Raw genomic sequence first — 6749 nt, 5'->3', positions numbered from 1 at the left:
CGGGCCATGAAGATCCAGCAAGTCATCGTGCGCGCGTTGAGTGGGGCGATTACGTGGTTACAGGCGGCGGACATTCTGGGCCTCGATCCGCGCAGCATGCGGCGCTGGCGGGCCCGCTACGAAGCCGGGGGGCCGGTGGCCTTGTATGACCGCCGGCGGGTGCGCCCCTCGCGCCGCCAGGCGCCGGCCCCCGAGGTGCAGCGCATCCTGCGCCTCTATCGGGAGCGCTTTGCCGGCTGGAACGTCCGGCACTTTTATCGGTTCGCCCGGCGGGAGCTCGCCGTGACGCTCTCCTACAGCTTCATCAAGTTGGCCCTGCAGGAAGCCGGGCTGGTGCGCAAGCGGCGGGCGCGGGGCCGGCACCGGCGCCGCCGCGAGCCCCGCGCCTGCTTTGGCGAGCTCCTGCACCTCGATGGCAGCCCCCATGGCTGGCTGCGGCATTGCCCTGACGAGCGCCAGATCCTCCTCAGCGTCGTCGACGATGCGACCACGCGCCTGCTCTACGCCCAGCTCTGGCCCGGCGAGACCACGGCGGCCGTGTTCACCGCCTTGCATGCGGTCTTCACCACCTGGGGCTTGCCCATCGCGCTGTATACCGACCGCGCCCGCTGGGCCTTTTACACTCCCAAGGCCGGCGGCCCCGTCGATCGCACCCACCGCACCCAGGTCGGCCGCGCCCTCGACCGCCTCGGCATCGAGCATATCGGCGCCTATTCCCCGCAGGCCCGCGGCCGTAGCGAGCGCCTCAACCGCACCGTGCAGGGGCGCCTCGTCAACGAGCTCGCCCTCGCCGGGATCACGACCCTCGCCGCCGCCAATGCCTACCTGATCGAGCGCTTCGTCCCCGACTACCACGACGAGTTCGCGCGGCCGCCCGCGGATTCCACGAGCGCCTTCGTGCCGCTGCACGGCGTGGATCTGGACGCCATCCTGTGCGAGCAGGAGGAGCGCACCGTGGGCAAAGACAACGTCGTTACCCTCGACGACGTCCCCCTGCAACTGGCCAAGCAGCCCGGCCGCCCCACCTGTGCGGGCCTGCGCGTGACCGTGCGGCGCGACGTCCACGGCGTGGTCTCAGTGTGGCACGGGGCCCGCTGTTTCGGCCGCTATGACGGCCAGGGCCGGCCGCAGGCGGAGCGGCCCCAAAACGCGCGCGTGCATTTGGCTCAGGATCAACGATCGCGCCCCCGCCCGACCCCTGCTATCCCCCCGGCCGCCCTCTCCCGCAGGCGCCCCCGCCCCTCCCGACGTCTCCAGCCCGCATGACCAAGCGGACAGATCACTTGTCAAAACCAAGGGACATTTCACTTGTCAGCAACAGGTTTGTTCCGATCGCGCAGTTTGCTTGCCCGACAAGCCTATGGGATCATAAGCTCTCGCCATGAAAGTCCATTTCACCACCCTCGGCTGCCCGAAGAACCAGGTCGACTCCGAGCTCATGCAGGGCATGCTGACCCAGGCCGGCCATGAGCTCACGGACGTCGCGGGATCCGCCGAGTGCCTCATCGTGAACACCTGTGCCTTCATCGACCGGGCGCGAGAGGAGTCGGTCAATACCATCCTGGAGCTCGCGCGCGTCAAGGAAGCAGGACGAGCACGAGCTCTCATCGTCACCGGCTGTCTGACTCAGCGCTACGGCGGCGAGATCCTGACCGAGATTCCCGAGGTCAATGCCATCCTCGGCACCTCCGATTTGCATCGGATCGTGGAGCTCGTGAATCAGGCGGAAGGGAGACAAGACTGGGTGACGAGCGCGCCGCCCGGCTATCTCTACGACGCTCGGACGCCGCGGCTGCTCACGGGTCGCGTGCCCTACGCGTATGTCAAGATCGCCGAGGGCTGCGACATGGGCTGTACATTCTGCGCCATCCCTCAGTTCCGCGGAGCGCACAGGAGCCGCCCCCTCGAGGACATCGTCGCCGAGGTCGAGGGACTGGCGCGCCAGGGTATCCAGGAGGCCATCCTCGTCTCCCAGGACACGCTCGCCTACGGCCGCGAGATTCCCGGTAACGGCGACATCGGCGACCTGCTGCTGGCGCTCTCCGATACGCGCATGCCGTGGATCCGGCCCATGTACCTCCACCCCGCGCACGTGAACGATCGCCTGGTGGACAAATGGCGGCGCGCGCGCGTCGTCTCGTACCTCGACATGCCGGTGCAGCACGGCGATGACGGCATTCTGCGCGTCATGCGCCGCGCCGTGACCGCGCGCCGCATGAAGGAGATCCTCGGCCAGTTCCGGGCGGCCATTCCGGGAATCACGATCCGCACCACCGTGCTCGTGGGTTTTCCGGGCGAGACGGAGGGCGCCTTCGACAATCTCCTCGCCTTCGTGGAGGACGCGGCTTTCGATCGCCTGGGCGTCTTCACCTACTCGGTGGAGGAGGGGACGCCGGCGGCCGGCATGCCCGATCAGATCGCGCCGGAGGTCATGGCGGAGCGCGCCCAGCAGGTGCAGGAGCTCCAGGACAGGCTGGCCTGGCCGCGCCAGAAGGCGCTCTACGGCACCCGGCAGACGGTGCTCGTGGACGGTCCGAGCGCCGATCCCGCCTTCCCCTTCGAGGGACGCACGGCCGGACAGGCTCCGGAGATCGACGGCGTCGTCTATCTGCGTGGTCCTCACCTCAACCCCGGACACTTTGCTGATGTCCGCATCGTCGAAGTGGACGGCTACGAGCTCGTCGGAGAATAGGCGATACGCCTGTCCGACCGCCTGGCCTTCGCGATAGCCAGCGGCGGGGGGGCCGGGTACTCTCCCGTGGCGCCCGGCACGGCGGGCAGCCTGGTGGCCGCCGTCGCCCTCTGGTTCATCCCGTTCACGCGTCTGTGGTTCCTGGCCGTGCTCGCGGTCGTCACCCTGCTCGGCATCTGGGCCGCTCACCGTGTCGAGGTCGTGACCGGTCGCAAGGACCCCGGACTCATCGTGATCGACGAGGTCGCGGGCATGATGGTCTCCGTGATGTTCCTGCCCCGCGCCTTCGCGGTCTTCGTTTCGGCGTTTCTCCTTTTCCGCCTCTTCGACATCTGGAAGCCCTTTCCCGCGCGCGAGAGTCAGGCTCTTCGCGGCGGCTTCGGCGTCATGGTGGATGACCTGATCGCCGGCGCCTACACGCTCGTCCTCTTGATGGGCGCGCGGCAGCTTTTCGGGGTGCCCCGGTGAGCTCGGCCTGGGTGCTCACGGTGAGCGACGGCGCGGCCGACGATGCGGTGGCCCGGACGGTGGCGCGCATCCTCGCCGCCGAAGGCATTCCGGTTGCCTCGCGCCAGGTGGTCGACGAGGTCGAGTCGGCGCTCGAGCCCGCGCTCCGCGGAGCGCTCGAGGCCGGGGGGCTGACCTTCGTCCTCGCTCAGCCCGGCGGCTCGGCCGGCGAGCTCGTGCCCAGGCTGGTCGCGCGGCTGACCGGGGCCCGGCTCGTCCTCAACGAGCGCCGGCTGGCCCTGCTCGAGGCCGCCTTCACCCAGCGCGGGCAGGCCATGCCCCGTCGACTCGACCGACTTGCCCTGTTGCCCAAGGGCGCCGAGCTCTTGCCCTCGGCCCCTGATGGATGGGATGGCTGGTCTCTCACGGGGCAGAGCGGAACTCTCGTGGTCCTGCCTCTGGGCTCTCCGCACCTCGAGCTCTTGATCGGGAATTTCCTCAGGGCGCTCCCGACTGTCTCTGCCGATGAGGCAGTCATTCAGCGCGTGCTCCTGACCACTGGACTCGGTCCGGCCGAGGCCGAGGAGCGTCTCGGCTCCTGGCTCGGCAAGGACGGCACCGTCTCGGTGTCCTGCGTGTCCGTCGAGGGCGATGTCCATGTCCGCCTGGTCGCGCGCGGGGCCAACCGTTCGCTGGCGGAGGCCGCGCTCGCTCCCGTGGAGGCCGAGGTGCGGGCGGCGCTCGGCCTCGATTGCTATGGCCAGGACGACGAGAGCCTCGAGGCCGTGGTCGGCCGGCTGCTGCGCGAGCGGGGCCTGACGGTGTCGGTGGCCGAGTCGTGCACAGGCGGGCTCGTCGGGCACCGTCTCACCAATGTCGCGGGATCTTCCGGCTGGGTCGAGAGGGGCGTCATCGTCTACTCGAACCGCGCCAAGGAAGAGCTGCTGGGAGTTCCCGAGCCGCTCCTGCGCGCCCATGGCGCGGTGAGCGGTCCGGTGGCCGAAGCGATGGTCACGGGCATTTGCCGAGTATCCGGATCACCCTGCGGGCTCGCGGTGACGGGCATCGCCGGCCCCGACGGCGGCAGCCCCGAGAAGCCCGTGGGCACCGTCTATGTCGCGTGCGCCGCCCCCGAGGGTGTCGAGGTCAGGCGGCATCGGTTCGCGGGGGGACGGACCGCGATCAAATGGCAGTCCTCCCAGGCGGCGCTGGACATGCTCCGCCGGCGACTGCAGCGCTGATGCCGCGGGCATTCGTCGGCATCTTCCTCTCCGAGCAGACGCGACGGGCCGTCTCCGCCGAGATGGACCGGCTCCGCCCGCTCTCCCGCGTGGTCGCCTGGGTGGCGCCACACAACCTGCACGTCACGCTTCGCTTCCTGGGCGATCAGACCGAGGAGCAGCTCGCCGACATCGTGCCCGCCCTCGAGGAGGCCGTCCGCGGCGTGGCCCCTTTCACGATGGGCCTCCGAGGTCTGGGCGCCTTTCCCGGTCTCGAGCACCCACGCACGCTCTGGGTGGGCATCGCCGAGGGCAGCAAGGAGGTGCGTGATCTCCAGGCCCGCGTGGCCAGAACTCTCGAGACCCGCGGCTTCCCGCTCGAAGCACGGGCCTGGCAGGCCCATGTCACCATTGGCCGCATCGTGGACGAGCGTCGCTCTCGGCGCGAGGGGATGGCCGAAACCCGAGCCAGCCTGACCCGCGGGGCCACGCTGAGCTTCGGAACGATGTCCGTGGAGGCCATTTCCCTCATGCGCAGCGACCTCTTCCCCTCGGGCGCGCGCTATACCGGCATCGCGGCCGTGGCCCTCCGCCCCCAGTAGGGGCCCTGTGGGTGCTCCGTATCTCACGAAGGACATTGACAACGCCGCTGGGTGGGTCAGGATGGGTGGTCGAAGGCTGTTTGTTTTGACTTTGAAGCGGGGCGAATTCTAGAATGATTGAACTGCTTGTCGAATCGGGCGTTTGCGCGCCTCCGGAGGATCATCCATGGCAGAAGTAGCGAAGAGCGATCGCAGGCAGGCCCTCGACCTGGCCATCGCGTCCATAGACCGTCAGTTCGGCAAGGGCGCCATCATGCGCCTGGGTCAGGGCGGGGTGTTCGACGAGATCTCGGTCATCCCGACGGGGGCGCTCTCGCTCGATGTGGCGCTGGGGATCGGCGGCATCCCGCGCGGGCGCGTCACCGAGATCTACGGCCCGGAGTCCTCGGGCAAGACGACGCTGGCGCTTCACATCATCGCCGAGGCGCAGCATGGGGGCGGTACCGCCGCGTTCATCGACGCCGAACACGCCCTCGACCCCATCTACGCGAAGAATCTGGGCGTCAATACCGACGAGCTCCTCATCTCCCAGCCCGACACGGGCGAGCAGGCCCTCGAGATCGCCGAGACCCTCGTGCGCTCGAACGCCGTCGACGTGATCGTGATCGACTCCGTGGCGGCCCTCGTGCCGCGCGCCGAGCTCGACGGCGACATGGGCGACTCGCTCCCCGGCTTGCAGGCGCGCCTCATGTCGCAAGCGCTGCGCAAGCTCACGGCGGCCATCGCGCGCTCGGGCGGGGCGGTCATCTTCATCAATCAAATACGCGAGAAGATAGGCGTTATGTTCGGCTGCTTGCACTACACGACGCGAGTCGTGCTGGCCGATGGAAGCACGGAGAAGATTGGCAAGCTCGTGAACCAGCGGCGAGAGGTCGAGGTCCTATCTTACGATCCCCGCACGGGCCGCATCGAGCCGCGCCGGATCGTGAACTGGTTCGACAATGGTCGCGCCGATCGATTCATCCAGTTCGAAGTGGAAGGAGGTCGGTCCGGCCGCCGCCGTTTCGGGGCAACGGAGAACCACGTCATCTTCACCCCGAACGGACCGACGGCAGCCGGCGATCTGGAGGTTGGTGACGAGGTGCTGGTCTCGGTGCGCGACTACAGTCTGACGGCCGATCAATGGCAGGTGGTCCTCGGTGGTACCTTCGGGGACGGTTCCCTCCGCAAGGTTGGCACGCACGTCGCGTCGTTTCGGGTAGGCCACAGTGAAGAGCAGAAAGACTATCTCCGCTGGAAGCATTCGATGCTCGCGCCCTTCTCGAGCGCTATCCGGCGTACGGGCAATGGATTCGGCTTCGACACCCTGGCCATGCCGGTGCTTGCCGACTTGCGGGCGCACTACTACGGGATCGGCCGCGAGCGCGTCGCTCGAGCGGCCGCTCTTGATCGGCTCGATATTCGCGGATTGGCCGTCTGGTATGCCGATGATGGGTCGTTCATGGGGTCGTACGCGCGCTGGGGCAAGGGGAAGGCCGTGCTCTACAACACAGCCCTCCAGGGCGAATCCCGCGCTCGCGTGACGGGTCTCTTCGAGCGGCTCGGTATCGGGTGTCCGCGGGACGACGGGCGGGGCTTCTGGCTCACTTCGGAGCAGACGGCCAGATTCCACCGAATGGTCGCGCCCTATGTCCACCCCTCGATGGATTTCAAGCTCCATCCTAGTGAGCGAGGCCGGTTCGTCTGGCAGCCTGAGCTCGAAGGGGCCGGCGCACCCCTGGCCGATCGTGCCCACCTGCGAGCCGTGCCCGCCCGAATCTTGAAGCGGTACGTCAAGCCCGCAACTCG

6 protein-coding genes are annotated in these 6749 nt (G+C 68.4%); all 6 read left to right on the top strand.

The genetic code is table 11. From position 1 onward, the window contains the following. Positions 1–1266 (top strand): ISNCY family transposase (locus VGT00_15965; protein ID HEV8532918.1); only part of this gene is annotated, 1266 nt, incomplete at its 5' end. A 115-nt stretch (positions 1267–1381) separates the two neighbouring features. Continuing rightward, complete coding sequence (gene rimO / locus VGT00_15960) at positions 1382–2692, top strand: 30S ribosomal protein S12 methylthiotransferase RimO (protein ID HEV8532917.1); 1311 nt, start codon at positions 1382–1384, stop codon at positions 2690–2692. Between the two features lie 3 nt (positions 2693–2695). After that, a complete protein-coding gene (locus VGT00_15955) occupies positions 2696–3160 on the top strand; it encodes a phosphatidylglycerophosphatase A (protein HEV8532916.1) in 465 nt (154 codons plus the stop codon). Then, positions 3157–4380 carry a nicotinamide-nucleotide amidohydrolase family protein gene (locus tag VGT00_15950; GenBank protein ID HEV8532915.1) on the top strand — a complete coding sequence of 408 codons (1224 nt, stop codon included), beginning with the start codon at positions 3157–3159 and terminating at the stop codon, positions 4378–4380. The genes VGT00_15955 and VGT00_15950 overlap by 4 nt, the downstream gene beginning before the upstream one ends. Beyond that, positions 4380–4961 carry an RNA 2',3'-cyclic phosphodiesterase gene (thpR, locus tag VGT00_15945; GenBank protein ID HEV8532914.1) on the top strand — a complete coding sequence of 194 codons (582 nt, stop codon included), beginning with the start codon at positions 4380–4382 and terminating at the stop codon, positions 4959–4961. The genes VGT00_15950 and thpR overlap by 1 nt, the downstream gene beginning before the upstream one ends. 166 nt (positions 4962–5127) lie before the next feature. Continuing rightward, positions 5128–6749: recombinase RecA (recA, locus tag VGT00_15940; GenBank protein ID HEV8532913.1), on the top strand; the 1622-nt coding region annotated here is incomplete at its 3' end.

The sequence above is a fragment of the Candidatus Methylomirabilota bacterium genome, assembly GCA_036002485.1.
GTDB lineage: Bacteria > Methylomirabilota > Methylomirabilia > Rokubacteriales > CSP1-6 > AR37.
This window is presented reverse-complemented; position numbering and strand designations above follow the sequence as displayed.